This is a genomic window from Glutamicibacter sp. PAEs-4, from assembly GCF_051161755.1.
GTDB lineage: Bacteria > Actinomycetota > Actinomycetes > Actinomycetales > Micrococcaceae > Glutamicibacter > Glutamicibacter nicotianae.
Map to the genome: position 1 here is coordinate 890524 of NZ_CP195017.1, position 26678 is coordinate 917201.

23 protein-coding genes are annotated in these 26678 nt (G+C 63.4%); 17 read left to right on the plus strand and 6 right to left on the minus strand.

What is annotated here, in order from left to right:
- The first annotated feature begins 38 nt into the window (after positions 1 to 38).
- From ACR9WD_RS04155 to ACR9WD_RS04190, 8 genes are read left to right on the plus strand one after another with little or no spacing between them, the layout of a single operon-like run.
- On the plus strand, positions 39 to 1049 hold the full coding sequence (locus ACR9WD_RS04155) for an AAA family ATPase (RefSeq protein WP_038989825.1): 1011 nt from the start codon (positions 39 to 41) through the stop codon (positions 1047 to 1049).
- A complete protein-coding gene (locus ACR9WD_RS04160; RefSeq protein WP_434922796.1) occupies positions 1049 to 2368 on the plus strand; it encodes a DUF58 domain-containing protein in 1320 nt (439 codons plus the stop codon). The genes ACR9WD_RS04155 and ACR9WD_RS04160 overlap by 1 nt, the downstream gene beginning before the upstream one ends.
- Entirely contained in the window at positions 2365 to 4719 is a 2355-nt protein-coding gene (locus tag ACR9WD_RS04165; protein WP_434922797.1) for a DUF4129 domain-containing transglutaminase family protein, read from the plus strand. The genes ACR9WD_RS04160 and ACR9WD_RS04165 overlap by 4 nt, the downstream gene beginning before the upstream one ends.
- Positions 4710 to 5807: an RDD family protein gene (locus ACR9WD_RS04170; protein WP_434922798.1), complete on the plus strand. Its 1098-nt coding sequence runs from the start codon at positions 4710 to 4712 to the stop codon at positions 5805 to 5807. Before ACR9WD_RS04165 ends, ACR9WD_RS04170 begins: the two co-directional genes overlap by 10 nt.
- The gene (locus ACR9WD_RS04175; protein ID WP_073706662.1) at positions 5804 to 6628 is read left to right on the plus strand and encodes a PP2C family protein-serine/threonine phosphatase; all 825 of its coding nucleotides are present in this window, start codon (positions 5804 to 5806) and stop codon (positions 6626 to 6628) included. Before ACR9WD_RS04170 ends, ACR9WD_RS04175 begins: the two co-directional genes overlap by 4 nt.
- The gene (locus ACR9WD_RS04180) at positions 6625 to 8607 is read left to right on the plus strand and encodes an FHA domain-containing protein (RefSeq protein WP_073706663.1); all 1983 of its coding nucleotides are present in this window, start codon (positions 6625 to 6627) and stop codon (positions 8605 to 8607) included. Before ACR9WD_RS04175 ends, ACR9WD_RS04180 begins: the two co-directional genes overlap by 4 nt.
- On the plus strand, positions 8604 to 10154 hold the full coding sequence (locus ACR9WD_RS04185; protein ID WP_066139613.1) for a serine/threonine-protein kinase: 1551 nt from the start codon (positions 8604 to 8606) through the stop codon (positions 10152 to 10154). The genes ACR9WD_RS04180 and ACR9WD_RS04185 overlap by 4 nt, the downstream gene beginning before the upstream one ends.
- A gap of 18 nt (positions 10155 to 10172) precedes the next feature.
- Positions 10173 to 10874, plus strand: coding sequence for a hypothetical protein (locus tag ACR9WD_RS04190; protein ID WP_038989819.1), 702 nt, complete (start codon positions 10173 to 10175; stop codon positions 10872 to 10874).
- Between the two features lie 79 nt (positions 10875 to 10953).
- On the opposite strand, the gene ACR9WD_RS04195 is transcribed toward ACR9WD_RS04190, so the two are convergent.
- Positions 10954 to 11172, minus strand: coding sequence for an acyl-CoA carboxylase subunit epsilon (locus ACR9WD_RS04195; protein WP_073706666.1), 219 nt, complete (start codon positions 11170 to 11172; stop codon positions 10954 to 10956).
- Positions 11173 to 11224: 52 nt separating this feature from the next.
- A complete protein-coding gene (locus ACR9WD_RS04200) occupies positions 11225 to 12835 on the minus strand; it encodes an acyl-CoA carboxylase subunit beta (protein WP_038989817.1) in 1611 nt (536 codons plus the stop codon).
- Positions 12836 to 13030: 195 nt separating this feature from the next.
- Between ACR9WD_RS04200 and ACR9WD_RS04205 the strand changes: the two genes are divergently transcribed.
- The 7 genes from ACR9WD_RS04205 to ACR9WD_RS04235 all read left to right on the plus strand — a co-directional run bounded on the left by ACR9WD_RS04205 (position 13031) and on the right by ACR9WD_RS04235 (position 20739).
- Positions 13031 to 13888, plus strand: coding sequence for an SDR family oxidoreductase (locus ACR9WD_RS04205; RefSeq protein WP_066139606.1), 858 nt, complete (start codon positions 13031 to 13033; stop codon positions 13886 to 13888).
- A 58-nt stretch (positions 13889 to 13946) separates the two neighbouring features.
- A complete protein-coding gene (locus ACR9WD_RS04210) occupies positions 13947 to 14813 on the plus strand; it encodes a biotin--[acetyl-CoA-carboxylase] ligase (RefSeq protein WP_434922799.1) in 867 nt (288 codons plus the stop codon).
- A gap of 86 nt (positions 14814 to 14899) precedes the next feature.
- Positions 14900 to 15448, plus strand: a complete 549-nt coding sequence (locus tag ACR9WD_RS04215) for a hypothetical protein (protein ID WP_066139600.1) — start codon at positions 14900 to 14902, stop codon at positions 15446 to 15448.
- A complete protein-coding gene (locus ACR9WD_RS04220; RefSeq protein WP_149596507.1) occupies positions 15445 to 16656 on the plus strand; it encodes an adenylate/guanylate cyclase domain-containing protein in 1212 nt (403 codons plus the stop codon). The genes ACR9WD_RS04215 and ACR9WD_RS04220 overlap by 4 nt, the downstream gene beginning before the upstream one ends.
- A complete protein-coding gene (locus ACR9WD_RS04225; RefSeq protein WP_052253520.1) occupies positions 16656 to 17612 on the plus strand; it encodes a PP2C family protein-serine/threonine phosphatase in 957 nt (318 codons plus the stop codon). Before ACR9WD_RS04220 ends, ACR9WD_RS04225 begins: the two co-directional genes overlap by 1 nt.
- A 47-nt stretch (positions 17613 to 17659) precedes the next feature.
- On the plus strand, positions 17660 to 19936 hold the full coding sequence (gene ligA / locus ACR9WD_RS04230) for an NAD-dependent DNA ligase LigA (protein WP_434922800.1): 2277 nt from the start codon (positions 17660 to 17662) through the stop codon (positions 19934 to 19936).
- 2 nt (positions 19937 to 19938) lie between these two features.
- Positions 19939 to 20739, plus strand: coding sequence for an inositol monophosphatase family protein (locus ACR9WD_RS04235; RefSeq protein ID WP_434922801.1), 801 nt, complete (start codon positions 19939 to 19941; stop codon positions 20737 to 20739).
- Here ACR9WD_RS04235 and ACR9WD_RS04240 read toward each other — a convergent pair.
- The 4 genes from ACR9WD_RS04240 to ACR9WD_RS04255 form a co-directional block, all read right to left on the minus strand.
- Positions 20736 to 21356 carry a hypothetical protein gene (locus ACR9WD_RS04240; RefSeq protein ID WP_434922802.1) on the minus strand — a complete coding sequence of 207 codons (621 nt, stop codon included), beginning with the start codon at positions 21354 to 21356 and terminating at the stop codon, positions 20736 to 20738. The genes ACR9WD_RS04235 and ACR9WD_RS04240 overlap by 4 nt on opposite strands.
- Positions 21357 to 21440: 84 nt before the next feature.
- Complete coding sequence (locus ACR9WD_RS04245; RefSeq protein WP_121866378.1) at positions 21441 to 21890, minus strand: SRPBCC family protein; 450 nt, start codon at positions 21888 to 21890, stop codon at positions 21441 to 21443.
- Between the two features lie 29 nt (positions 21891 to 21919).
- Positions 21920 to 22726: a glucosamine-6-phosphate deaminase gene (gene nagB / locus ACR9WD_RS04250; RefSeq protein ID WP_149596510.1), complete on the minus strand. Its 807-nt coding sequence runs from the start codon at positions 22724 to 22726 to the stop codon at positions 21920 to 21922.
- An 84-nt stretch (positions 22727 to 22810) separates the two neighbouring features.
- Positions 22811 to 23941, minus strand: a complete 1131-nt coding sequence (locus tag ACR9WD_RS04255) for an ROK family transcriptional regulator (protein WP_121866379.1) — start codon at positions 23939 to 23941, stop codon at positions 22811 to 22813.
- 191 nt (positions 23942 to 24132) lie between these two features.
- Here ACR9WD_RS04255 and ACR9WD_RS04260 point away from each other — a divergent pair, with 191 nt between their 5' ends.
- Both ACR9WD_RS04260 and ACR9WD_RS04265 read left to right on the plus strand, forming a co-directional pair.
- Positions 24133 to 24663 carry a GNAT family N-acetyltransferase gene (locus tag ACR9WD_RS04260; protein WP_434922803.1) on the plus strand — a complete coding sequence of 177 codons (531 nt, stop codon included), beginning with the start codon at positions 24133 to 24135 and terminating at the stop codon, positions 24661 to 24663.
- A gap of 93 nt (positions 24664 to 24756) precedes the next feature.
- Positions 24757 to 26670 carry a penicillin-binding transpeptidase domain-containing protein gene (locus ACR9WD_RS04265; RefSeq protein ID WP_434922804.1) on the plus strand — a complete coding sequence of 638 codons (1914 nt, stop codon included), beginning with the start codon at positions 24757 to 24759 and terminating at the stop codon, positions 26668 to 26670.
- Positions 26671 to 26678: the final 8 nt, after the last annotated feature.

Consider the following 26678-nt stretch of genomic DNA (forward strand, 5'->3'; position numbering starts at 1 on the left):
ACCGGGCATCAAGACGTACAGAAAGAACAAACACTGCCATGACCATGAGCACCGAGCAGGCCAACTGGTTCTGCGATACCTTCGCCAAATTGGTGTCCAACGTCGGCCAGTCCGTGCTGGGCAAGGAGCAGACCATCAAGCTGGTGCTCACCGCCATGCTCAGCGAAGGGCACGTGCTGCTCGAAGACGCACCGGGCACCGGCAAGACCATGCTGGCCCGTTCGCTGGCCGCCACCGTGCGCGGCAGCAACTCGCGCATCCAGTTCACCCCGGACCTGCTGCCCTCGGACGTCACCGGCATCACCATCTACGACCAGCGCAGCGGCCAATTCGACTTCCACCACGGGCCGATCTTCGCCAACCTCGTGCTGGCCGACGAGATCAACCGCGCCTCGCCCAAGACCCAGTCGGCGCTACTGGAAGTCATGGAAGAAGGCCGGGTGACCGTCGATGGCACCACCTACCCGCAGGCCCGCCCGTTCATGGTCATCGCCACGCAGAACCCGATCGAGCAGGCAGGCACCTACCGGCTGCCCGAAGCGCAGCTGGACCGCTTCCTGATCAAGACCTCCATCGGCTACCCCGATCGCGAGGCCACCGTGGCGCTGCTCTCGGGCAGCACCCAGCGCGACCGCTCGGCCGCGCTGAACGCCATCATCACCACCGAAGCAGTGGTGGAAATGGCCGAGCTGGCCACCACCGTGCACGTGGATACCGCCGTGCTGGAATACGTCGCAGCCCTGTGCGAAGCGACCCGCGACTCCGCCGACACCCGTCTGGGCGTCTCGGTGCGCGGCGCCCTGGCGATGGTGCGCGCGGCCAAGGTCTGGGCCGCCAGCCAGGGCCGCAACTACGTGCTGCCCGATGACATCAAGGAATTGGCGCCGCATGTCTTCACCCACCGCCTGGTGCTTGACCCGGAAGCCGAGTTCACCGGCACCACCGCCGAGCAGGTCATCGCCTCGGTGCTGCGCAAGGTCCCGGCCCCGACCCGCCGTGGCGACGAGGACTCCGCCGAAGCCGAGAGCAAGGACCAGGACGAGCATTAATGAGCCGACGAGCTAAGCGTCCTGCACGGAACAGCAAGCTGAATCGCGGGGCCGAGAAGTCGCTGACCATGGCCAGCGAGGCCATAGCGGTGCTGCGCGACTACCTGGACCCTGCCACGGCACGGGTCAGGGAACTGTCCACCCGGTACCTCGCACCGATCGCCACGGTCATCTCCCCGCTGGGCTTCGTGCTGCTGGGCACCGCGGTGCTGCTGTGGATCCTGGGCGCCAGCTTCGGCTGGCAGGAAGCCCTGCTGGGTGCCTTCATGGCCACCGTGCTGCTGCTCGCCTCGGTGGGTTTCGTCCTGGGCCGCAACGACTTCAGCGTCGACCTGGATCTGCACCGCACCCGCGTGGCCGTGGGGGACCGCGCCGTGGGAGCCATGCAGGTAGCCAACAAGGCTTCGCGCAGCTCGGCACCGGTGATGATGGAACTTCCGGTGGGCCACGGCGCCGCCCAGTTCCGGATCCCGCGTCTGGAACCGCAGCAAACGCATGAGGACCTGTTCACCATCCCCACCCAGCGCCGCCAGGTGCTCGATGTGGGCCCGGTCCGCTCGGTCCGCCAGGACCCCTTTGCGATCCTGCGCCGGCAGGTGAAATGGACCGAAAGCTACGAGCTGTTCATCCATCCGCGCACCACCGCATTGGATGGCTCCTCTGCCGGGTTCATCCGTGATCTGGAAGGCATGCCCACCTCCGACCTCTCGAATTCCGACGTGTCCTTCCACGCACTGCGCGAATACCAGTCGGGAGATGACCGCCGGCACATCCACTGGAAATCCACGGCCCGCACCGGCGAGCTGATGGTCCGCCAGTTCGAAGAGACCCGGCGCTCGCATCTGGCCCTGTCGCTGAGCACCAACCTGGACGAGTACGCCGAGGCGCACGCCGAGGAGGATTTCGAATTGGCCATCTCGGTGGCGGCCTCCATCGGCCAGCAGGCCGTGGCCGAACAGCGCAAGCTGGCCATCCTGACCCAGCAGGGCCCGGTGCGCACCGGCAGCGGCCGGCAGATGATGGACGGGCTGACCCGCATCGAGGCGGCCACCGGCCAGCGCGAGAACCTGGTGGACGTGGTGCGCCACACCGCTGGCACGGTGCCCGGCGCCTCGGTGATTTTCTTCCTCACCGGCACCAGAACCAGCGCCAAATCGCTGCGCGAGGCATGGATGCACGTGCCGTCCGGCGTGCGAGCCATCGCCATCCGCTGCGAAACCGGGATTGAACCTTCGCGCTCGAATATTGGCGAGCTGACCGTATTGAGCCTCGGCAAGCTGGAAGAACTCGGCGTGATGCTGCGAAAGGCCGTGGCATGAAACAGACGATTCCCCTCTGGCGCTATGGCGTCGACGCGGCCTGCCTCGCCCTGGCCCTGGTGCTTGGCGCGCTGGGTCTGCTGGAAGCCTACGGCGCGAGCCTGAACTTCATCCTCGCTGCCGTTGGCGGACTGGTTGCCGGCCTGGCCTTGGCCTGGGCCAATGTGCATTTCAAGCTGGGCACCTGGCGGACCCTGGGCCTGTTCGCGCTGCTGTACCTCGTGCTTGGCACGCCGTTGGCGACCCCGCGCGAGGCAGCCTTTGGCCTCCTGCCCACAGGCCAATCCCTGCGCACCTTGCTGACCGGCCTGGTCTTCAGCTGGAAAGACATGCTCACCGTGGCGCCACCTGTAGGTTCCTACGGGGGCGTGCTGATAGTGGCCTTCCTGTCCGCGCTGCTCACCGCGCTGCTGGCCGGCTTGGCCGCCTGGCATTTGCGCTCGCCGTATTGGACGCTGCTGCCGCTATTGGCAATGTTCGTGCTGGGCATTGTCTTCGGCACCCGCGATGTGCCGATGCCCGTCGCCCGCGGCGTCGCCTTCATCGCGGTGCTGGTCGGCTGGCTTGCCTGGCGGCGCTTCATCGATACGCGTGTTTCCGGCGGATTCAGTTCGCTGAACCACGAGCAGCTTGACTCCCAGGGTTCCAAGCAGCTGCTGCTGCGCCGCGTGATTGCCGGAACCCTGGTGCTGGCCGGTGCCGGCGTCGCGACCGCGGCGGCCACGCCGCTGCTGGCCCCGGAAATCCCGCGCCAGGTGCTGCGCGATGCATTGGAACCACCGGTGGACCTCTATGACTACCCAAGCCCCCTGACGCGTTTCCGCAAATATGTGAAAACGATGGCTGACGACACCCTGATGACCGTCAAGGGCCTGCCCAAGGACGAGCGCATCCGCCTGGCCGCCCTGGATTCCTACAACGGCATGGTCATCAACGTGGATCCGTCCGCGGGTGGCAGTTTCGCCCCGGTGGGCGATGCCAGCGATATCCGTTCGGCCGACACGGTGGAAGGCCGCGAAGCCGCCGAGCTTGAATTCTCGATCAAGGACTATCAAGGCGTGTGGGTTCCGTCCGGTGGCAAGCTGCTGGGCATGGAACTGACCGGCGGGCGTGAAGATGAACTGGCCCGTTCGCTGTTCTACAGCGATTCCTCCGAGAGCGCGCTGAGCTCCATCGGGCTGGCGGAGGGCGATGCCTACACGGCCAAGGTGCTGTTCCCGGCCAAGCCCAGCGATGAGCAGCTCAACGAACTGGACTTGGCGCAGTTCCGCATGCCTGAGCTGGCCAATGTGCCAGCCATAGCGGGAGCAAAAGCCGCTGAATTCACCGGATCGGGCCGCGGGGACCTGGAGCGTGTGCGGAGCATCGAAGCGATGCTCTCCGGAACCGGGTTCTTCTCCAACGGCACCGAGGGACAGGTGCCCTCGCTGTCCGGGCACGGCGCGGGACGCATCACCAGCCTGCTCGATGCCGAGCAGATGATTGGCGATGACGAGCAGTATGCTGTTGCAATGGCGCTGATGGCCCGCGAGCAGGGGATTCCTGCGCGCGTGGTCATGGGCTTCTATCCCGAGGAATACGCGCCTGAAAAGGCAGTCGAAATCAAGGGCTCCGATGTCCACGCATGGGTGGAGATCGCCTTTGAAGATGTAGGCTGGGTGGCTTTCAACCCGACGCCCAACGAGGATGAACAGCCGACCCCTCCGGAACAGGAACCCAAGGCCGTGCCGCAGCCGCAGGTGCTGCAGCCTCCGCCGCCGGCGCAGGAAGAAGCCGACTTGCCGCCGCAAACCGCACCGGAGCCGCAGGAAGTGGAAGAGGAACCTGAAACCTTCTGGGAGCGCTGGGGCCAGGTCATCATCGTTGTCGGCATTTCGCTGGGCTCGCTGCTGCTCCTGCTCTCGCCGCTGCTGCTGATTGCCCTGCTGAAGCTGCGCCGCCGCGAGAAGCGGGCGAAGTCCGGCAGCACAGGGGACCGCATGAGCGGCGGCTGGCAGGAACTGCTCAGCCATGCCACGGATCACCGTATCGCTACGGCAAACGGCGCGACCCGGCGGGAAAGCGCGAGCGTGCTGGCCGCCGGCTTCCCGGCGCTGTCCGATCCTGTGCGCTCCCTGGCGCAGCGTGCGGACGCGGCGAACTTCTCCCATGAGCAGCCGACCGAGGAACAGGTGCGGAAATATTGGGAAGATGTCATTGCGCATACCCGGAAGATGCAGGAACCGCTGGGATTCTTCGGCAAGATGCGCGTGAAGTACTCCCCACGATCCCTGATACATGAGCTGGCTGCGAAGACAGCCAAGACGGCACGAATACTGCAACAGAAAAACCGGAGGAAGCCATGGCGGTAAAGATGGATCTGGTCGATGCCCGAACTACCCAGCGGCTGCTCGCATGGCTGATCGACTTCCTGCCGGTGCTGGTCCTGTCGGTGATTTTCCTGCCGATGATCGCCTCCAAGATGGTGGCCTCGCTGAGCGCTCCGCAGCTTGCGGGCGAAATCGCCGGAACATATATCCTGTACAGCGTCCTCGCACTGGCCTACACGGTGTTCTTGTGGTGGTGGGAAGCTACCTCGGGCAAGACCCTGGGCAATATGCTCCTCGGGCTGCGCACCACCACGCTCAAGGGCGAGCGCCCGGGCTGGGGCAAAACCATCATCCGCCGCTTGCTGATCGCTGTGGCAGGCATCGTCCCGATTCTTGGATCGGTGCTGATGGTCATCTCCAATCACTTCGATGCGAACGGCAAGAAGCAGGGCTGGCATGACAAGGTGGCCGGGACGCTGGTGCTGGATATCAAGGCTGGACGTGACCCGCTGACCACCGGGGGCGCCGCAGGGCCGCAGTCCTTCGCGCCTCCGCAGCAGTATGCTCCGGGCCGCCGCTTTGTGGGGGAGCCGGACGATGCGCAGGGCACTTCTGGTGGAGTCATCGATTCGGTGCCAGGTGCTGTGCGCGCCGCTGCCCCCGAAGCGCAGGAATCGGTTCGTCCCCGTCCCTCCGCACGGCCCAAGCCGGAAGCGAAGATCGTTGAGGTTCCCTCCACCGAGGCCGCAGCTGATCCGGATGAAGACCTCGGTCATACGCAAATTCGTCCGCAATCCCCGGATGCCGTGCATCTGCTCTTCGACGATAGCCAGTGCCTCGACCTGGCCGGCAGCATCCTGATCGGGCGCAACCCCTCGTACTCGGATGGCGATGTGGGTGTCCACCTGGTTGCACTGGATGATCCGGACCGCACGGTCTCCAAAACGCATCTGCTGATCCAGCCAGGCGTTGGCAGCGTCTGGGTGACCGACCGGGATTCGGGCAACGGTTCGTGCATTGTCGACGAGGACGGGAACGTGCGCGAACTTGTTCCGGGCAAGCCGGAGCAGGCAATGATTGGCCATACCGTGTACTTTGGCGACCGCTATTTCCAGGTGGAACGTCCGTGACAGATCTCAACCCTGGGGCAAGCCTCAGATTCAGCCACGGCCAGGCAACTGACCGTGGACTGCGCCGCGCCCTGAACGAGGACAGCTTGCTGGCCTCTGAACGGCTGCTGGCCATTGCCGACGGCATGGGCGGGCATGAAGCAGGCGAAATAGCCAGCGCCCTGTGCCTCAAGATCCTTGGCGATGGATTCATAGATGCCGGCGCGCAGCTGGATCCGGAGACCTTGGATACCCTGCTGGTCGAAGCTGATCGCAGCATCGTGGAGGCGGGCTCGGGTCGAGCCGGCACCACCCTGGCCGGGGCCGTGCTGATTGATGCAGGCGCCGCCAGCGGGCGGGCGGAAGAACCCCAGCTGCTGGTGTTCAATGTCGGCGATTCGCGCACCTACTTGTGGACCCAGGGAGTGCTGCAACAGGTCAGCGTAGATCACTCCGAAGTGCAGGAATTGATGGATATCGGAGAGCTGGACGCCGAGCAGGCAGCCACCTATCCACGCCGGCATGTGATCACCCGCGCCCTGGGAATCAACGCCAACAGCCAACCGGACTACTGGCTGGTGCCGCTGGCAGGGCAGGAGCGCATCCTGGTCTGCTCAGACGGTCTGAGCAGCGAAGTCGGCGATGCCGCAATCCAGGAAATCCTTGCGCGGTTCCCGGATCCCCAGCAAGCTTCCGAAGAACTGGTCCAAGCGGCCCTGGATGCCGGGGGACGCGATAATATCAGCGTGATCGTTGCCGATGTGGAGCATGGGCACCCCGATGATGTTGGCATTACTATTCCGCGCATATCGACTACGAGCCACCAAGAGGAGAAATCATGAACAGCCTGCGTTACCTTCCCGGAGACTGGTACGCCCTAGTCAATGGCCAGCACATTGTCCTCCTTCCTTCCAGCGCGAGCGCAGAACAGGTCAATGGCCTGTGGGCCAAGCTCAATGGGAAGACCACGGTGGAAGCACTGCTCTCGGAGCTGTTGCCGATGTACCAGATGAACATTGCCGACCTGCCGAACTTCGCTCTGATCTCCCGTGACAGCGCACCGCATCTGATCCTGCGCGGTGCCCCGGAATTCATCGCCCGGACTGCCTCCGGCGAGGAGAAGGTGAGCGGCGCAGGCATCGCCACCTGGGCCGAACGCAAGCTGGGGGAGTCGAAGTCGTGGACGCTGAGCACCGGTTCGGCGAAAGCCGAAGCCACATTCGCGCTGCCAATTGGCGAAGGCATCGTACGCGTATCGCAGCTGGAATGGGCCGCAGGAGAGGACCCCACCGCTGCGGAAAAGACTCCAGCCGCGGCTAAAGCCCCGGCACCGACTGATGCCAAGCCTGCCGCTGATCCGGCGAAGGCTCCGGCTCCTGCTGCGGCTAAGCCCGCTGCAGCATCTGATGCTGCAAAACCTGCGGTAGCTCAGGCAAAAACTCCTGCGCTTTCCGAAGCTAAGTCTGCTCCTGCGACAGATGCTGCCAAGCCGGCTGTTGCCTCGTCAAAGACCCCTGCGCCTGCCGCAGCCAAGCCTGCTGCGGTCAAGACCCCTGCGCCTGCCACGGCTAAGCCGGCAGCGGAGCCGGCAAAGGATCCGGCACCGGCTGCGGCCAAGCCAGCTTCTGCTCCGGCTCAGGCTGCTTCTGCGTCTGATGCGGCCAAACCAGCTGAGGCGCCAGCAAAGGACCCGGCACCGGCTACGGCCAAGCCAGCTTCTGCTCCGGCTAAGGCTGCTTCCGCATCTGATGCGGCCAAACCAACTGAGGCGCCGGCAAAGAATCCTGCACCAGCGGCTGCCAAGTCGGATGCAACGCCAGCGAAGAATCCAGCACCGGCTACTGCCAAGTCAGCTGCGCCGCCAGCAAAGGACACGGCACCGGCGGCGGCCAAGCCTGCTGCTGCACCGAACGCTGCACCAGCCAAGGAAGCTGCAGATCCCAAGGGCCCAGCTGATGTGCTGGCACGGGCAGCCGACGCGGCCAAGGCGGCCGATGAGGCCACGCCAGTCAAGGCCTCGGCAAAGGATGCCGAGGACGACCGGACCTTTGACTCAGAAGCAACCCAGGATCCAGCGCAATACGAGCAGGAAGTTTTCTCGGAGGAACTCTCGCTTGCCGGGCAGCTGCTCGGAGCCAGAGGTGCGGCAGAGACCGTTTACGATACCGGCCAGGGCGATGACCAGGACACGATTATCAAGCCCCGTCCGGCAGGTCCTGCCATCGCTGCGCTTCCCGCCGAACCAGCTGACGACGAGCACACGATCATCCGCGGCTCCAGTGTTCCGAAATCCAGGCCTTCATCAGGGTTGGATGCCAAGGACGGTACAGAAAGTTCGGTGTCCCTGAATGAATTCATCCTGGCGCGCTCTTGCTCCAAGCGGCACCCCAATCCACCCACCGCGTCGACGTGCAGGCAATGCGGCGAGCGATTGACCGCCCAGACGCAGCAGGTTCGCAAGCCTGCCATGGGCCGCATGATTGTCAGCGACCACGGCGGTACCCGCGAATACGCCCACGAGCTGAACCGCTCGGTGGTCCTCGGACGCCAGCCAAGCGCAGGAGCCGTCAAATCCGACAGCGAACCCCGCCTGCTGAAGGTTGAAAGCCCCAGCGGCGACATCTCCCGTTCGCACCTGCACGTGCGTGTGGAGGGATGGCATGTGCAACTGGTGGACCTTGGTGCGACCAATGGCACCGTGCTGCTGCGCGAAGGGCAGCGGCCACGGCGCCTGTCCCGCCACCAGGAGATCATGCTGATCAACGGCGACGTCGCTGACTTGGGTGATGGCGTCAGCATCCGCTTCGAGGATCTGCCGTGAGCCCAAAGCGCGCGCCAGCTCCGGCACCGCAAATACCGGGATTCGCGTACGTCAAGCCACTGGGTACCGGCGGATTCTCCGATGTCTATCTTTACGAGCAGCACCGGCCCAACCGCAAGGTGGCGGTCAAGGTGCTGCTGGCTGATGTCAGTGATGAGGAAGCCCGCCAACGTTTCGAGGCCGAGGCCAATTTGATGGCCCAGCTGTCCACCCATCCTTATATCGTCACGATCTACCAAGCGGAGATCACCGATGACGGACGTTCCTATCTGGCCATGGAGTATTGCTCCCGGCCTTCCTTGGATGCCCGTTACCGCCGCGGTGTCTTGAGCATCGATGAAACGCTGACCTTGGCCATCCAATTGTGCTCAGCGGTCCATACCGCGCATCTAGCGGGCATCGTGCATCGAGACATCAAGCCGGGAAACGTGCTGACTACTGACTACAACCGGCCGGCCCTGACCGACTTCGGCATCTCGGGAACCATCGGATCGCACACCGCAGGGCTGTCGGTGCCATGGTCCGCCCCGGAAGCGTTCAGCGGCGACACGCCTCCGGGCGTGCGCATGGACGTATACTCGCTCGGTGCCACGATCTATACAGTTCTGGCAGGGCATTCGCCGTTCGTCCGGCCGGGACAGGATAATGCGCAGCCAGTGCTCATTGAGCGGATCTGCAATTCTCCATTGAAGCCGTTGGAGCGGCTCGACGTTCCCGAGTCGCTGAACCAGGCGTTGTCGGTAGCCATGGCGAAGAACCCGGCTTCGCGATTCGGCTCGGCCGCCGAATTCGCCCGCTCCCTGCAGCGAATCCAGATCGAGTTGGGCTTCTCGGTCACTCCTTTTGAGGTTATCGAAGAACCTGCCGAAGCGGCTGAGGAGGAGGACGGTGAAAGCACGCGCGTCCGCAATGTCATTTCGATCAGCGACGTGCAGCGTCCGCTGCCTTCTGCACCGATGATTTCCTCCGTTCCCGGGCAACAGGCACGGCGGGTACGACCGTCAGCGCCGATACCGCGGCTGCACATGCCGAAGGAACCTGCGCCGGCTCCGAACCCAGAAGATAAAGCGCAAGACGAATCCGGAACGCCATCGGCCAAACCGGCAGAGCCGAAGCAACGCCAGAGCCTGCCGAAGGTATTCATCGCGGTGGGCATAGTGCTGTTCATCTTGGTTGGCGGCGCCTTCATTGCAAACATGTTCTTGCCGGAGCAGGAAGCCGCGCAGCGTACCGGCCCGCCCATTACCGCCACTGACGGTCCCAAGGACGCATTAGTTGGCGGCACCGTCCCCAAGGTGGATAATTTCGAGTACTCTACGGTGGGAGAAACGGTAACCTTCCGCTGGTCCAACCCGGAACCGAATAAGGATGACCATTACCGTTGGGCTCCCATTACCGCAACGGAAACGGGAGAGTTCAAGCAGACGAAGTCTCCCAGCGCGACTACCGACATCGGCGAAGGCGGGCAAACTTGTATCGAGGTCAAGCTCGTGCGCGATGATGGACGTATCTCGGATGGAGCACGGTTCTGCACCGGCGCAGGTTAAGCAAGGTAGGCATAAGCGATGAGTGAAGTAACTATCGAGTACTGCGGGCAGTACTATCCTGTCCAGGACGGCAAGCCCTTCACCATCGGACGTGAAGGCGACCTCGCAATCGACGACAATCCGTACTTGCACCGGCACTTCTTGACGATTAGCAAGCACAGCGGGCTGTGGTGGCTCAACAACGTGGGCAGCCGGCTGACCGCGACCATTGCGGATCGAACCGGCGGCCTGCAAGCCTGGCTGTCGCCGGAGTCGAGCCTGCCGCTGGTGCTCAACCGGGTGGGCGTGGTGTTCACTGCCGGTCCCACCACCTATGAGCTGTCTATTCATGTCGCGCAGCCGGCATTCCGCCAGGACTACCTGGAATACGATGCCTGCGGAGAAACCACCATTGGGCCGGTGCTGCTGACCAGTGCCCAGCGGGCGCTGGTAGTGGTCTTGGCTGAGCCGATGCTGCGCCGCGAAGGCACCGGGCTGAGCTCGATTCCCACCAGCGCGGCGGCTGCCGCACGGCTGGGGTGGGGAATTACGAAGTTCAATCGCAAACTCGATAACGTGTGCGACAAATTGGACAAGGCGGGCGTTGCCGGACTGCGCGGGGGACCCGGAAAACTGGCCACCAACCGTCGCGCCCGGCTGGTGGAGCACGCCGTGAGTTCGCATCTGGTCACCCGTGCCGATTTGGCCATCTTGGATTCCGAAGTACCCGACGAAGACTAGGTTCCCGGCTGGTACGCCAAAGGCCAATGGGCTGGACGATTCCCTGCGGAATTGTTCAGCACATTGGCCTTTGGAATGCTCAGCGGCGTCCGATGGTCCAGCCTAAACGCGGAACGAGTGCGCGGCGCCGGCGAATCCGATCTACGCGCTTCTTGGGCTCTGCGGCCTGCGGTGCAGGCGCGGGAGCGTTGCCCATGGCAGCGAGCAATGCGGTGACCACCGCCAATTCCTCGTCACTCGGGTTTCCCTTGGTGACGCGGATCTGCGGGGCAACAGGCAAGGCGCTGTTCTGGTCCATCGGCGTGCTCCTTTGTGGTTCTGGTGGGTACTGGTCGGGCAGGATCTGCCGCTTACAGCGGAATGTTGCCGTGCTTCTTCGGAGGCAGGGTCGCATGCTTCTCGCGCAGCGCGCGCAGACCGCGAACCAGCTGGAAGCGGGTCTCGCTCGGGGCGATGACCGCATCCACGTAGCCCAGCTCAGCGGCCTGGTAGGGGTTGAGCAGTTCGGCCTCGTAGTTGTCGATGATCTGCTTGCGGCGGGCCTCGACGTCTCCGCCTTCGGCTTCCACCGCGGCCAGATCGCGGCGGTAGAGGATGTTCACCGCGCCCTGGGCACCCATCACGCCGATCTGCGCGGTAGGCCAAGCCAGATTCAGGTCTGCGCCCAGCTTCTTCGAGCCCATCACGATGTACGCTCCGCCGTAGGCCTTGCGGGTGATCACGGTCAGCTTCGGCACGGTGGCCTCGGCGTAGGCGTAGAGCAGCTTTGCACCGCGGCGAATGATGCCCTGGAACTCCTGGTCCTTGCCCGGCAGGAAGCCCGGCACGTCCACGAAGGTGAGGATCGGGATGTTGAAGGCGTCGCAGTTGCGCACGAAGCGGGCGGCCTTTTCCGAGGCGGCAATGTCCAAGGTGCCGGCGAACTGCATTGGCTGGTTGGCGACAATGCCCACGGTGCGGCCTTCGATGCGGGCGTAGCCAATCATCACGTTGGGTGCGTAGAGCGACTGCATCTCGAAGAAGTGCTCATCATCGACAACCGACTCGATCACGGTGCGCATGTCATAAGGCTGGTTTGCCGAATCCGGGATGAGCGTATCGAGCTCCAGGTCCTCGGCGGTGATATCCAGTTCTTCATCGAATTCGGCAATCAGCGGATCCGAGAGGTTGGAGGACGGGAGGAAGTCCAGCAGTTCCTTGCAGAACTCCACAGCGTCTTCCTCATCGGAGGCAAGGTAGGTGGCGGTACCGGTATTGGCGTTGTGCTGGCGGGCGCCGCCCAGGGTTTCCATGTCGATTTCCTCGCCGGTCACCGTCTTGATGACGTCCGGGCCGGTGATGAACATGTGGCTGGTCTTGTCGACCATGATCACGTAGTCGGTCAGCGCGGGGGAGTAGGCGGCGCCGCCGGCCGATGGGCCCATGATCAGCGAGATCTGCGGGACAACGCCCGAGGCGTGGACATTGTTGCGGAAGATGTCAGCGAACATGGCCAGGGACGCGACGCCCTCCTGGATGCGGGCACCGCCGCCATCGAGGATGCCGACTACCGGGCAGCCGTTGCGCAGCGCGAATTCCTGGACCTTGACGATTTTCTCGCCGTTGACCTGGGACAGCGAGCCGCCGTAAACGGTGAAGTCCTGCGAGTAGACGGCCACCAGGCGGCCATCCACGGTGCCGTAGCCGGAGACCAGGCCATCGCCCAATGGCTTCTTCTTCTCCATGCCGAAGGCGGTGGAGCGGTGGACTGCAAGTGCGTCGAACTCGACGAAGGAGTCTTCGTCCATGAGCATTTCAATGCGTTCGCGGGCAGTGTGCTTGCCGCGGGAGTGCTGCTTTTCGATCGCCGCTTCGCCGCTTGGCGCTTCAGCGAGCTTCTGGCGGCGGCGGAACTCAGCAAGCTTTCCGGCGGTGGTGGACAGGTCGATTGACTCGGCTGCCTCAGTTCTGCCCTGCGTCATGCCTTCGACTCCCTTGAGTTGTCTTCAATGTGTAGGAATGGCACAAGAAAAATGCCATCCAAGCCAGTCTAGCTGGGGAAACAGCTCTTTCGGTTGTAGGAATCTTACAAAATGGCCCGATATCTGGTGCGTGGCACGCCAGAATAAGTTACTGATCGGTAGCTTAGTGGCGGATCATCGCGTAATCTGTATCACATGACTACTGAATCGCGCACTCTTATCGCGCCCGTTCCCGGCAACCTGAAGAACCGTACCATCCTGATGAGCGGGGGCAGCCGCGGCATCGGCCTGGCCATCGCGTTGGCCGCAGCCCGGCAAGGGGCCAACGTGGTCCTGCTCTCCAAGACCGATACACCTCACCCGACGCTGGAAGGGACCATCCATACCGCCGTTGCGCAGATTGAGGAAGCCGGCGGCCAGGGCTTGGCCGTTGTCGGCGATGTCCGCGTGGACGCCGACGTGCAGCGCGCCGTGGAGGAAGCGGTGGCAAAATTCGGCGGCATCGACATCGTGGTCAACAACGCCTCGGCCATCAACCTGGCCAAGACCGACCAGGTCGATATGAAGCGCTACGACCTGATGCAGGACATCAACGTCCGAGGCACCTTCCTGCTGTCCAAGACCGCGCTCCCGTACCTGCGCGCCTCCGAGCATGCCCATATCCTGACCCTCTCCCCGCCACTGAACCTGGACCCCAAGTGGGCAGGGCAGCATCTGGCCTACACCATGGCCAAGTACGGGATGTCGCTGACCACCCTTGGGCTCGCTGAGGAGCTGAAGGAAGACAGCATCGGGGTGAACTCGCTCTGGCCTGAAACCTTGATCGACACCGCAGCAATCCGCAACCTGCCGGGCGGGCAGAAAATGGTCCAGGGCGCACGCGACGCTTCGGTCGTGGCAGACGCGGCCATGGCAATTCTTGCCAGCCCGCCCGCGGGCGTCAGCGGCAATTTCTTCACCGACGGCCAGGTGCTGACCTTGGCCGGGGAGACGGATCTGGAGAAGTACACCCTGAACCCGCAGATCCCGCTGGTCCAGGACATCTTCCTGTAGGCAGTCAAGCGGGGTAAAACAGGGAATAATGGGCGGCCGGTGTCATAGGGTTGGAGATATGGAAAACCCGTATGGCACCGACCGCTCTGTTCTCGATTCCCGGATCTTCAATGAGCTCACCGCCCCGTTGGATTTGGGGCTGGTCAATCTCAAGCCAACCTCCGGTTCTACGAATACCGAGCTGGCGCAACTGGCCAGCACCGGCGAGGCCGGACATCTCAGCGTGTACTACACCGAGCACCAGCAGGCCGGCAAGGGGCGCTTGGGCCGCGAATGGGTGACCCCGGCAGGATCTTCCCTCACCGTCAGCGTCCTGGCCGTGCCCGGACCTGGCTTCCCTCCCGAATCCCTCTCCTGGTACACCATGCTGGCGGCGCTGGCCTGGAGCCGGGCGGCCGAGAATACCTGCGGCGTTCCACTGGGCATCAAATGGCCCAACGACCTCTTGGCTGGCGAGCAGAAAGTCTGCGGCATCCTGGCGCAAATGGTTCCTGCCGGCAACGGCTATGGCGTGGTGGTCGGGACCGGTATCAATGTGAACCAGAGCCGGGAGGAACTTCCGGTGGCTACCGCGACATCCCTGCGGTTGGCCGGTGCCAACAACCCGAACCGCACCGAATTGCTGGCTGAGTACCTGAAGCAATTTGCGGCGTTGGACCGGGGATTCCGCCAAGTCGGCGGCATGGCGCAGATGCCGTTGCCGGCAAGCAACGGGAAATCCTTGCACCAGCTGGTCAGCGCCAAACTGGCCACGCTGGGACATGACGTGCGTGTGGAATTCCCTGACGGGTCCACCCTGGTGGGCACTGCCATAGAGCTGGGCACCGATGGCTCGCTGGTGCTGGAACACGGCACCGGGCAGTGTGAACATGTGCTGGCGGGCGACGTGCACCACGTGCGGCGCGCCGACGGAAAGTATGCCTAACCCGGCTTGGGTATTGGCCCGGGACTAGTATTGGAAGAGACGACCGAAGCACTCAGCCGGGAACAGGAGGGACGAGGAACAACACGATGAAGTTGCCGCTGCATGAAAGGGAACGAGTGATCATCAAAACTCGTGAGCATTCCCGAGTGCTGCGCCAGCCCGTGGGAGCCTTCCTCGTCTTGACCGCACTATGCACGTTTTCGCTTGGCTATCTTTCCCGGGATGATCTCTCGGACTGGCTGGCTTCCAACGCGAATGTGTGGATGATCGTTGCGGTAGTCCTCTGGGCCGCGCTGGTGCTCATCTGGAGCGTGATTCCCTGGGCCCGGTGGCTGCGCAGCCGCATCGTGCTGACTACCGAGCGGATCATGTTCCGGCCGACGTATAACGACGGCAAGCTGCAATCTGTAGGATTATTTACAGTTCGCGACCTGGTCGCGCACAGCAAGGCGAAAAATGCCATGACGCGTGCGGGAACCTTGGATATCGTGCTGAACCAGGGATACGTGCGACTCTCGCATGTGCCCTCGGTACAGTATTTCCGTTCCCTGGCAATGGAGGCGATGGCGAACCTGCGCAGCAGCCAGAGTATGGCGCACACCGAAACGACGAACAGTGAGGGCATGGGGGCATGAGCACCGAGCACACCAACACACCTCGGGCAGACTCTCCGCAGTCCGCCGCCGAGGCTGTCCGTGGCGCCCGCCAGCACGCTCCCGCGGCAACCCCCGCCGAATCGGATCCAATTCTCGAACTTGCCGAGGCCATGGAAGGCCCGCTGCGCATTCCGGCCCACACCCCCGAGGCTGTCCGCGACACCGTCGCCTCGCTGGAAAAACGGCTCATCGGCGGCCAGCGCGAATTCCGCCGACGCGAAGTCGCTTCCGAGGCAGGGGTCTCCCTGCACTCGGCACGCAAGCTGTGGCGCGCCATAGGCTTCCCGGAACTCAGCGATGACGAAGTGTTCTTCACCGAGGCCGACAAGAAAGCCCTGGGCACCATGGTGGGCATGGTCCGCGAAGGCACGCTGACCGAGGAAACCGCCATCTCGCTGATGCGTTCGGTCGGCCAGATGACCGACCGCATGGTGGTCTGGCAGATCGAGGCCTTGGTCGAAGACATGATCGCCAACCAGAACCTGTCCGACCGCCAAGCCCGCCGCCAGCTGTTCAGCCTGCTGCCTGAAATCATCCCCGCCATCGAAGACCTGCTGCTCTACTCGTGGCGCCGCCAGCTGAACTCCGCCGTGCACCGCATGGCCTTGCGCGTGGAAACCGGCGTGGCCGCCTACAACCAGGACCGCGGCGAGGACGATGGCGGCACCCCGTTGCCGCTGGCCCGTGCGGTGGGCTTCGCCGACCTGGTCTCCTACACCTCGCTGTCGCGGCGCATGAACGAGCGCACGCTGGCCCAGCTGGTCCAGCGTTTCGAGGCCAAGTGCGCGGAAATCATTTCCGTGGGCGGCGGCCGCCTGGTCAAGACCATCGGCGATGAAGTGCTCTACGTGGCAGAAACCCCGCAGGCCGGCGCGCAGATCGCGCTGTCCCTCTCGCGCGAGCTGGCCAAGGACGAGCTCTTCCCGCAAACCCGCGGAGCGGTGGTCTGGGGCCGGCTGCTCTCGCGCCTGGGCGATATCTACGGACCGACGGTGAACATGGCGGCCCGGCTGACCTCGCTGGCCGAGCCCGGTACCGTGCTGACCGATGCGATTACCGCGAATACGCTGCGCAATGATGCACGCTTCGTGCTCACCGCCCAGGAAATTACCGCGGTGCGCGGCTTCGGGGATATCCAACCCTACGAACTCTCGGCAGGCGAGGGAGCAGGACTGGTGATTGACTGATGGCTAATGAACCAGCCCCGGTTCCCTTCATCCTCGCCGCGGCGGGCCTGACGGACGTGGGACGCAAGCGCTCGCAGAACCAGGACCGTATCCTGATGCACGACATCGTGTACGCGGTTGCCGACGGCATGGGCGGGCATGAAGCCGGCGAGGTGGCCAGCCAGCTTGCGGTGGAAACCATGGAAGAAATCTGCACCTTCGCCAATAAGACCTCGGTGCGGAAACTGCCCTCGGTGCCGGATGTCCAGCGGCAGGTGCAGCTGGCCGATGACCGCATCCGCGAAGCGCTTGAATCGCGCGGCGGCACGACCCTGTGCGCCCTGGTGCAGATCAAGACCCCCAGCAAGGGCCGGGACAGCGTGACCGCTCCGCTGGCCGCCGTTCCGCCGTGGACCTCCAGCTTCGCAATGACGCAGAATACCGACGTGATTTCCAAGATCACTCCGCAAATGCTGGAGAACCACCGCGCCAACCTGGCCCCGGCTACCGCGCCGCTGCCGGTGGCCACCGAGGAAGTCCCGAGCCTGCTGCTGGTCAACGTGGGAGACTCGCGCGGCTACCGGCTGCGCGACGGTGCGCTGCAGCAGCTGACCCGCGACCACTCGGCCGTGCAGGAAATGGTGGATGCCGGGCAGATCACCGAGCTGGAAGCGCGCAACCATCCGCACCGGAACCTGATTACCCGCGCCCTGGGCGCAGGCGCCGAAAGCCAGCCGGACGTCACCGTCCTGCAGCCACGCATCGGCGACCGCTACATGCTGTGCAGCGACGGGCTCTCCGGCGAATTGACCGAGGACATTTTGCAGACCCTGCTGGTGAACTACAAGGACCGCACCGAAGCGGCCCGGATTCTCACTGCGGCTGCGCTGGAAGCCGGCGGCCGGGACAACATCGCAGTGATCGTGATTGACGTGCTGGCAGCCGAACCCGCACCAGCGGACGCACCTGGGAACTAGGGCTCCAAGCCAGCTAAACTGTCCGCCGGTGGGGCACAATTGAATACGTGAGTGAAAAAGACGCAGCACCAGTCGAGACCGCCAACGTACCGCCGGAAGCTGACAAGACCCGCTATGAACAGCTGGTCGAGCAGATCCGCGCCCACCGCGAGGCCTATTACCAAAATGATGCTCCCCTGGTCTCCGACGCAGAATACGACGCGTTATTCCAGGAGCTCCAGCTGCTTGAGGCGACCTATCCCATCCTTGCTGGACAGGATTCGCCCACCCAGGAAGTCGGCGGCGAAGCCTCCGCCGCCTTCGCATCGGTCACCCACGCCAGCCGGATGTACTCGCTGGAAGACGTCTTCTCACTTGATGAACTCGACGCGTGGCTGGAGCGTGCCCAGGCCAACGCCGAACGCCTGCACCCGCAGACCCCGGTCAAATGGCTGTGCGAAGTCAAAATCGACGGCCTGGCACTGAACCTGACCTACCGCGAGGGCAAGCTGATTCGCGCGGCCACCCGCGGGGACGGCACCACCGGAGAAGACGTGACCCACAATGCGCTGACCATCAGCGATATCCCGCAACAGCTGTCCGGCTCCGGCTGGCCTGCGGAATTCGAAGTCCGCGGCGAAGTCTTCATCGCCACCGAGGACTTCAACAAGTTCAACGAGGCACTGATCGCCCAGGGCAAGGCGCCGCTGGCCAACCCGCGCAACGCCGCCGCCGGGTCCTTGCGCCAGAAGGATCCGGAGCAGACCGCCAAGCGTCCGCTGCGCATGTTCGTGCATGGCCTGGGCCGCAGCCGCGATTTCAACCTGACCGAGCAGTCCCAGGCCTATGAGCTGATGCGCAGCTGGGGCCTGCCGGTCTCTCCGTACGGCCGCGTGGTCGGCAGCCGCCAGGAAACCAAGGATTACATCGCCGAGCACGGCGAGAAGCGCCACGATTTGATCCACGACATCGATGGCATTGTCATCAAGGTCGATGACCTGGCCACCCAGGAACAGCTGGGCTACACCTCGCGGGTTCCGCGCTGGGCCGTCGCCTACAAGTACCCGCCCGAAGAAGTGCACACCAAGCTGCTGGACATCCAGGTCCAGGTGGGCCGCACCGGCCGCGTGACCCCCTTCGGCGTGATGGAACCAGTCCTCGTCGCCGGCTCCACCGTCGCGCGCGCGACTTTGCACAACCAGGAAGTCGTCAAGGCGAAAAACGTCAAAATCGGCGACACCGTCATCCTGCGCAAGGCCGGAGACGTCATCCCGGAGATTGTCGGCCCGGTGCTCCCGCTGCGCGATGGCAACGAGGACCTGCGTGATTTCGTCATGCCCACCGAATGCCCCTCCTGCGGGCAACCGCTGGCCCCGGCCAAGGAAGGCGACGTGGATATCCGTTGCCTCAACGCCGAATCCTGCCCGGCACAGCTCACCGAGCGCGTGGCCTACCTTGCCGGACGCAGTGCACTGGACATCGAAGCCCTCGGCTACGAAGCGGCAGCTGCCCTGACCAGCGGTCCGGGCGAGGACCCGGCCACCCAGGGCGGCGTCATCCTGCCCGCCGGACCCGGCCCGCTGAAGAACGAGGCTGACCTGTTCAACCTCAAGGACAAGCTCGACGAGCTTGGAGAAGTCAAGGTCTGGCGGGAAAAGCGCTCCAAGGGGGAGGGCACCGGCAAGTACGAGCTCGTCCCGTACTTCTATTCCAAGGCCACCGCCAAAAAGCCTTCGGTGCCGACCAAGAGCACCCTGAAGCTGCTTGATGAGCTGGAGAAGGCCAAGGGCAACCCGCTGTGGCGGGTGCTGGTAGCCCTGTCCATCCGCCACGTCGGCCCGAACGCCTCGCGGGCCATTGCCACCCGCTACGGCTCCATGGACGCCCTGCTTCAGGTCCTGGACTCGGGCAACGCGGTGGCGGAACTGGCCGAAATCGATTCGGTTGGCACCATCATCGCCGAAGCGCTGGTTGACTGGTTCACGGTGGATTGGCACCGCGAGATCGTCTCCTCCTGGCAGGCCTCCGGCGTGCAGATGGAAGACGAGCAGGATGCGAACATCACCAAGAACCTCGAAGGCCTGGCCATCGTGGTGACCGGTACCCTGGAGAACTATTCCCGGGATACCGCCAAGGAAGCGATCATTGTCCGTGGCGGCAAGGCCACCGGCAGCGTCTCGAAGAAGACCGACTTCCTGGTGGCCGGCGAATCCGCCGGGTCGAAGCTGGACAAAGCCCAGTCCCTGGGCGTTCCGGTACTGGACGAAGCCGGATTCGGCATCCTGCTGGAGCAAGGACCGGAAGCAGCACGCAAGGCAGCACTCGCCGCACCAACGGAAGGCTAGACATGGACCGCACAGTAACCCACGATCCGCTGGTGATGGTGGCCCGCCGGGCTGCCGCCGCCGGCGCTGAAGTACTTGGCCGCCGCGACGAATCGCAGTTCAACCTCACCGACAAGTCGGCGGCAGGGGACTGGGTCACCGACTTCGACCGGGCTGCCGAGGAAGCGATTCGCGATTCCATTGTGACCTCCCGGCCCAACGACGAGTTGACCGGTGAAGAATATCCCAGCGCCAAGCCGGCGCATCCCAGCGGTCTGCGCTGGAGCATTGATCCGCTGGATGGCACCACGAACTTCGTGCGCAACATTGCCTATTATTGCTCGTCGGTGGGCGTCTGCCAGCGCAACGATGATGGCAGCGAGACCTGGGTGGCCGCGGCCATCGTCGCCCCTGCCTTGCAGGTGGAGTACTTTGCCGGGAAGGGACTGGGCGCATGGAAACTCGACCTGCGGTCCGGAAAGCTCACCCAGCTCAGCGGCCCGGTTGAATCGGAAACCAGGATCCTGGCCACCGGCTTCGGCTATGATTCCGAGCGCCGGCAGTTCCAAGCCCAGGTGCTCGGGACGATGCTTGAGGACTATGTGAATGTGCGCCGGCTCGGCTCGGCTGCGCTGGATTTGTGCCTCGTGGCCGAGGGGTCTTTGGACGCCTACGCCGAATACGGCACCCAGGAGTATGACTGGGCCGCCGGCGCGCTGATTGCCGAGGAAGCAGGATGCCAGGTTGGCCGGCCCAGCAGCAATCCGGGCTGGCAGTACGCCGGATTTGTGGACCCGGCAAAGCTCGCGGAGCCTGGCGCCTAAAGCAGAACGGCTGCCATCCACTCATGCGCATAGTGGATGGCAATGCCCACGGCGACACCGCCACACACTTGTGTGGCGGTGTGCTGGAAACTGCGGATGCGTGCCCAGGACAGCACCGCAATGAAGAACACCACCAGCGGCATCAGCCCGTTCAACTGCCCGGCCACCTGCAAGATCACGTAGGTGCCCACGGCCAGGTGCACCGAGACCTTCCACCACATATTGATCACAGCGACGACTGCCAATCCCAGCAGGATGCTGAGCACTTCGAGGTACATCCGCGTCCCGGCGTCCATGAGCCGCAGCACGAGCAGGCCGCAGAGGATCAATCCGGCGGTATAGGCGTAGATCCAATGCCGCTGATGCCTTACGGTCACGTGCATGTCGGTGACCTTGCCACGCAGTTTCGCGCCGGCCAGGATCAGCCACGGAATAATCGTGGTGAACAGGGCCGCGGTGACCGACTCGCTCCAGCGCACCGAAGCATCCCGCCATGGAGTGGCCAGCAGCAGCACGGTAGCCAAGATGATAGGGGAGAGCAGGTGGGAAACCACCAGAGCGCATTTTCGCGCTGCGGTCGGGGCGCTGGCTTGCGAGGTCTGCTGTATTCGGGTCATTGGCCTTCATCTGGGTAGCGGGTTGCTGACGACCATGCGACTAGTCCACTGTACAAGCAGTTCCGGTGCTCCCATTCTGCAGAGTCAGCTTTGCTCCGCGACCAGGTAGTCATTGCGGATCCGGATGAGCTTGGGCAGGTACCATCCGAGGACGAGCCGTTCGGCCAGCCACCCCAATGGACCAAGCGGAGCACTGAATTGGATCTTGTCGATCATCAACGTCCCGTGGTCCAACTCATGGAATTCATGGACGTGGTGGAAGTACTTGAACGGTCCGCGCAGCTGCTGGTCGGTGAAGCTGCGCGGGGCATCCACGGCGGAAATCGTGGAGGTCATCCGGATGGGAATGCCAAAGTGCTTGGCCCGCCAGGTAACTTGCTCGCCCAGGCCAATGGTTCCGCTGGTTACCCCAGCTACTGCCTTCTCCTTCGCGTCGGCCATCGAGCCTGTATGCGCGTCGATGCTCAACGATTTCTCGAAGAGCTCAGCAGGGCTGAGGTTGGCTTGCGTAACGCATTCAAAGTAGACGGCCATGGCTAAAGTATGCCACTGGCATGGGAGTTTTAGCGGACGGTGAGGTCCAGAACGGTCAGTTCTTCAGCCGCGTCATCGTAGTAGTCACGCAGCTTCAGGCCCTCGGCCGCTGCCTCGTCAACGACTACCACTGCGTCCTGGTGCAGCTGCAGGACAGATGCCGGGCAGGAAGCTGAGATCGGGCCTTCCACGGCAGCAGCAATTGCATCTGCCTTGCCGGAGCCCACGGCAACCAGGACCAGGCGACCTGCGTCCAGGATCGTGCCGAGGCCCTGGGTGACGCAGTGGGTGGGAACATGCTCAATGCCGTCGAAGAAGCGCGCATTGTCTTCACGGGTGTTCGCCGCCAAGCGCTTGATTCGGGTGCGGCTTCGCAGCGCGCTGCCCGGTTCGTTGAAGCCCAAATGGCCGTTTGATCCGATGCCCAGGATTTGCACATCGATGCCTCCGGCCTGTGCGATGGACGCATCGTACGCGCGGGCCGCTGCCTCAATGGCTTCTACCGAGGCGGCCATGCCCTGCGGAACATGCAATGAGTCCGCAGACAAGCCGATGACGTTGCAGACTTCGTTGAGCAGGGTCTGTCGGTAGGACTGTTCATGGGTGTCGGGGATCCCGATGTATTCATCGAGGGCGAATCCCTGTGCACGGCTGAAATCGGCGCGTCCTTCCTGAACTGCGCGGGACAATTCACGATACAGTCCCAGCGGGGAGGAGCCGGTGGCGAGCCCGAGGACCGGGGCAGCGCCGGCACTATGGTGGGCCAGACCAGCTAAAACGTTGTCGGCTGCGATCTTTGCGACTTCTTCTGGGGATGAACCAATGAGCACGCGCATGGTGTGCACTCTCCAATCTTGGCAGTGATGAATATCAGTGATGATGAGCGGTATAGCAGGTGTGAGGTGAACGGAACGGTTCGGTCAGGTGATCCCCAGTTCATGGAACAGCACGTTGACCGCGCACCCTCGAAGTACCAGATGTTCTGGATCTTCGCTGAGCGAAAGACGGAAGTCTTCGGCACGCGCAGCATGCGAGCGCAGTGCCAATGCTTCGTGCAGGGCCTTGGCGAGCGGCTGGTCCACGACCTCTGGGATGCCGGTGAAAACGACATTGCGAATGTCCAGGGTTGAAAGCAGCGGAGCAACCGCGCCTGCAAGATACGAGGCGATCCGCTGATCCAGCTGCTCTTTCGACTCTCCCTCGGCCAGGGCCTTCCAGATGGCAGGAATGGAAACGTAGGCTTCCAGGCAGCCGATTTCACCGCAGCTGCATGGGGCAGTGTCCTCTGGTCGCTGGCGGACATGGCCCAGCTCGCCGGAGGCAAAATTCGAGCCGCGCACCAGGGTGTTGTGGGTGATGACGCCGCACCCCACGCCGCGTCCCAGGCGGAGCAGGATCATGTGGTCGCTGCCTTGGCCAAAGGTGTGCTCGGAGAGTATGGCGCAGTCGGCGTCATTGAGGATATGGGTGTTGATGCCGGTGGCCTGCTTGACGGCAGAGCCCAGGTCGAAGCCACGCCAATCGAATTTTTCGGAATCGACGATAATTCCCTGGTCGGTCACGACTCCGGGGGAGCCGATGCCCAAGCCAAGTACCGGTGCGTCGCAGTGCCCTATGGCTGTGTCGAGCAATTCGAGGAGCTGGGCGGTGGCGGCTTCTTTGGTTGCTCCACGATTCGGGGAAGAAAAGCTCTTGAGAATGGTGCCATCCAGATCCATGACCGCCGCTTGGAACGGGACAACTCCGGAGAGATCCACGCCGATGATCCTGAGCCCAGGACGATTCAAATCGACGAGGGTGGAGGGCTTTCCCGGGCGCTTGCCTTCTTGCTGGCCGGTTTCGATCACGTGGGAACGATTGAGCAGTTCGGCGACGAGTTCCGAGACGGTGACACGTGTCAGGCCCGTGGCGCGGGCCAGGTCTGCACGGCTCAGTGCACCTCGGTCTGAAAGAGTTTGCAGAACCAGCGACAGGTTGTGCTCCCTTCCATGGGACGGCAAGATGGCGCTGCCGTGGGACAGCACATTCCAGTCCTTGCGTGGGGAAGTCACAGGGTTAGTTAACTCTATTAACAAACCTCCGGGCAAGTCTGCTCCGTGGACATTGCATAGAAAGAGTCTTTTGCGCCAATTGCTGCAAATCGGAAAATCGTCGGCGGCAAGAGTTTGCAACGATGCATTGTTTCCGCAGCGTCTGGTCAACTGCGGAAAACCTCCAGGAGCCGTGGCACACTTGGAAGATCATGACTGACGAGCAAACTTTTTCATACTGCAGTGGCGATCTGTCGATTGAACTAGCCACGCCGGCCGATTACCAGCGGGTGGGGGAGCTGACCGCTGAGTCCTACTTTGCCGCTGGGCATTTCAGCAGCCCGCAGGACGAATACCTGAACTTTGTCCGCAAGGTTGCCGAGCGGGCAACGCAGACCGAAGTCTATGTGGTCCGCCTATCCGGTGAAATTGTAGGTTCCATGACGTTGATCCGCGCGGGCAGCGACTATGCGGATATCGCCCGAGCCGACGAGCTGGAAATCCGCATGCTCAGCGTCGATCCCGCCGCGCAGCGCGGCGGGATCGGACGGGCCATGGTGCTGGCCGCCATTGAACGTGCCCGGCTTATTTCGGGAATCAACGCCGTCTCCCTAACCACCGGCAGCACCTGGGCTTCCGCCCGGGGTTTGTATGAAACCCTCGGATTCGCCCACCATCCAGAACGCGACTGGGTGGTGCCGAATACCGACATCAAATTGGTGGTCTACGCCTACCGCCTCTAGCCACGGCGGATTCCTCCACACTCCAGCTGAACCGCCCATGACATAGGCAGACACGCATTGTGGTCTGCCAAAGCGCATGAATAGAATGGCGCCATGAGTGCTGTTCGCCGAAGTGTCACCGCCCTGTCCGTCGCCGCTCTCGCCCTCGGGCCGCTGAGCGCCTGCAGCGCCGGCGCACCCGACCCGGCACCATCAGCCGATGCGCTGGTGGCCGCCATGAACAGCGGTGATTTCGCCGGCGTGCAATTTACCGGCACCAGCCCGCAGGACGCGGCGAAGGCCCAGGAAACAGCCTTTGGCACCATGGGCGAAATCAAGCACACGAGTACCGTCAGCTCGGTAGCAGAGGACGAAGAGGAACAAGACGGAGTCAAGACGGCCACCGCGAACATCACCACGGTGTGGGATGTCGACGCATCGGACAAGGACCTGAGCTATGACACCCGGGCCGTCTGGGAATACGACAAGGAAGCCGAGGCCTGGAAACTGCGCTTCGACCCGTCAATCCTCGCCCCGGGATTCGAAAGCGGCGACTACCTCAAGGCGGCATTCGAGCCGGCAGCACGCGGCAGCATCACCGATGCAGAAGGCCAGAACATTGTCGCTGACCGGCCGGTGATCCGCGTCGGCATGGACAAGACCCATACCGGCAAGGAGAACTGGGAAAGCTCAGCGAAGAAGCTGGCCAAGCTGGTGGACATCGATGAGGACGCGTACGCGAAACGCGTGATGGCCGCAGGCGATAAGGCATGGGTGGAAGCCATCGTCTTGCGCGATGACGCAACCCGTGAGGTTACCGACGAAGAAATCAAGGCCATCCCGGGAGCCAACTTCCAGAATGACGAGCTGCCATTGGCACCCACCCGTTCCTTCGCCCGTCCGCTGCTGGGCAGCGTAGGAAAGGCCACTGCGGAAATCATCGAGAAGTCCGAGGGCAAGGTCAAGGCCGGCGACCAGGTAGGCAAATCGGGATTGCAGGCCGCCTACAATGACACCCTCTCGGGAACCGCCGGAGTCACGGTGTCGCAATACGATGCTGAGCATGAAGAGCTAGCGGAACTGTTCGCCAACGCCCCGGTGCCAGGCAAGGACCTGAAGACCACCCTTGATACCAGCCTGCAGCAAGCAGCGGATGAACTGCTGGAAGATGCCGAATCGAACTCGGCCATAGTGGTTATCCGGCCCTCGGACGGCAGCGTCCTGGCTGCGTCTTCCGGCCCGGTATCCTCCGGCTTGAACACCGCCCTTCAAGCGTCCTATGCGCCGGGCTCCTCCTTCAAGGTCATCAGCGCCTTGGCCATGCTGCGTGAAGGCGCCACCCCGGGCACCGAGGTTAAATGCCCGGCAACCACGGTGGTGGACGGAAAGAGCTTCAAGAACTACGACGGCTACCCGGCGTCCGCGGTAGGCACCATCCCGCTCTCCGAGGCGATTGCCCAATCCTGCAACACGGTCTTCGTGAACCAGGGGCAGGAGATCAGCGGCAAGAAGCTGGCCGAGGCCGCAACCTCGCTCGGCTTGCTGGCCGAGGACGGCACCGGTACCGGCGCCGTGTTCGGTTCGGTGCCCGAGGATTCGACAGGCACCACCCAGGCCGCGAACATGATTGGCCAGGGCGTGGTGGAAGCCTCGCCGCTGGGCATGGCCACCGTGATGGCATCTATCCAGGCCAAATCCACCGTGCAGCCCAAGCTGGTGCTCTCGCCTGAACCCGAGGCCCCGGCCAAGCCGGCCTCCACGCTCACCGAAAAGGAAGCCGAGCAGCTGTCGGCGATGATGGCAGAGGTCGTGGACCATGGAACCCTGAAGGATTTGAAGGGGACAGGCAGCGGCAAGATCATCGGCAAGAGCGGCACCGCAGAATACGACAGCGAGAAGAACGCGCATGCCTGGGCCATCGCCGCCCAGGGCGATCTGGCCATTGCCGCATTCGTCGAGGACGGGGACGGCGGTGCCCAATCGGCCGGACCACTGGTGAAGTCCATGCTCCAGGAAGCTGCCAAGTAGCTTCGCGG

What these genes read in the sequence shown, in the direction of transcription:
- ACR9WD_RS04155 (WP_038989825.1), top strand. Translation starts at nt 39, where the DNA reads ATGACCATGAGCACCGAGCAGGCCAACTGGTTCTGCGATACCTTCGCC.
- ACR9WD_RS04160 (WP_434922796.1), top strand. Translation starts at nt 1,049, where the DNA reads ATGAGCCGACGAGCTAAGCGTCCTGCACGGAACAGCAAGCTGAATCGC.
- ACR9WD_RS04165 (WP_434922797.1), top strand. Translation starts at nt 2,365, where the DNA reads ATGAAACAGACGATTCCCCTCTGGCGCTATGGCGTCGACGCGGCCTGC.
- ACR9WD_RS04170 (WP_434922798.1), top strand. Translation starts at nt 4,710, where the DNA reads ATGGCGGTAAAGATGGATCTGGTCGATGCCCGAACTACCCAGCGGCTG.
- ACR9WD_RS04180 (WP_073706663.1), top strand. Translation starts at nt 6,625, where the DNA reads ATGAACAGCCTGCGTTACCTTCCCGGAGACTGGTACGCCCTAGTCAAT.
- ACR9WD_RS04190 (WP_038989819.1), top strand. Translation starts at nt 10,173, where the DNA reads ATGAGTGAAGTAACTATCGAGTACTGCGGGCAGTACTATCCTGTCCAG.
- ACR9WD_RS04195 (WP_073706666.1), bottom strand. Translation starts at nt 11,172, where the DNA reads ATGGACCAGAACAGCGCCTTGCCTGTTGCCCCGCAGATCCGCGTCACC.
- ACR9WD_RS04200 (WP_038989817.1), bottom strand. Translation starts at nt 12,835, where the DNA reads ATGACGCAGGGCAGAACTGAGGCAGCCGAGTCAATCGACCTGTCCACC.
- ACR9WD_RS04205 (WP_066139606.1), top strand. Translation starts at nt 13,031, where the DNA reads ATGACTACTGAATCGCGCACTCTTATCGCGCCCGTTCCCGGCAACCTG.
- ACR9WD_RS04210 (WP_434922799.1), top strand. Translation starts at nt 13,947, where the DNA reads ATGGAAAACCCGTATGGCACCGACCGCTCTGTTCTCGATTCCCGGATC.
- ACR9WD_RS04215 (WP_066139600.1), top strand. Translation starts at nt 14,900, where the DNA reads ATGAAGTTGCCGCTGCATGAAAGGGAACGAGTGATCATCAAAACTCGT.
- ACR9WD_RS04220 (WP_149596507.1), top strand. Translation starts at nt 15,445, where the DNA reads ATGAGCACCGAGCACACCAACACACCTCGGGCAGACTCTCCGCAGTCC.
- ACR9WD_RS04225 (WP_052253520.1), top strand. Translation starts at nt 16,656, where the DNA reads ATGGCTAATGAACCAGCCCCGGTTCCCTTCATCCTCGCCGCGGCGGGC.
- ACR9WD_RS04235 (WP_434922801.1), top strand. Translation starts at nt 19,939, where the DNA reads ATGGACCGCACAGTAACCCACGATCCGCTGGTGATGGTGGCCCGCCGG.
- ACR9WD_RS04240 (WP_434922802.1), bottom strand. Translation starts at nt 21,356, where the DNA reads ATGACCCGAATACAGCAGACCTCGCAAGCCAGCGCCCCGACCGCAGCG.
- ACR9WD_RS04245 (WP_121866378.1), bottom strand. Translation starts at nt 21,890, where the DNA reads ATGGCCGTCTACTTTGAATGCGTTACGCAAGCCAACCTCAGCCCTGCT.
- nagB (WP_149596510.1), bottom strand. Translation starts at nt 22,726, where the DNA reads ATGCGCGTGCTCATTGGTTCATCCCCAGAAGAAGTCGCAAAGATCGCA.
- ACR9WD_RS04260 (WP_434922803.1), top strand. Translation starts at nt 24,133, where the DNA reads ATGACTGACGAGCAAACTTTTTCATACTGCAGTGGCGATCTGTCGATT.
- ACR9WD_RS04265 (WP_434922804.1), top strand. Translation starts at nt 24,757, where the DNA reads ATGAGTGCTGTTCGCCGAAGTGTCACCGCCCTGTCCGTCGCCGCTCTC.